We start from the raw sequence: 279 nt of genomic DNA on the forward strand, positions 1-279 counted from the left end.
TGCAAACACCGTGCCACCAAATCAGCAGATCTTGAGTGTCATCTCCAGCCGTCTATAACTGACTGCATAAAGAGCATCCAGAATGGTGATGCAGATGCTGTAACTGCAGATGGAGAACATGTTTACTTCGGTGGACTCAAACCTTATGAACTCCGTCCTATCATTGCAGAGAAATATAAGAAAGAACGCTGTTATGCTGTGGCTGTGGTCAAGCGTGACGCTGCCTTCAGTATCAAAGATCTCAAGGGAAAGACTTCCTGCCACAGTTGTTATCAATTG

General features: G+C 45.2%; 1 protein-coding gene. It reads right to left on the reverse strand.

Annotated elements, in window-relative coordinates; all coding sequences use genetic code 11:
- Positions 1-21: 21 nt before the first annotated feature.
- Positions 22-279 (reverse strand): hypothetical protein (locus ACOSDM_RS20280; RefSeq protein ID WP_420726347.1); only part of this gene is annotated, 258 nt, incomplete at its 5' end.

The organism is Hwanghaeella sp. LZ110 (genome assembly GCF_048892525.1).
Lineage (GTDB): Bacteria > Pseudomonadota > Alphaproteobacteria > UBA8366 > Aestuariispiraceae > Pacificispira.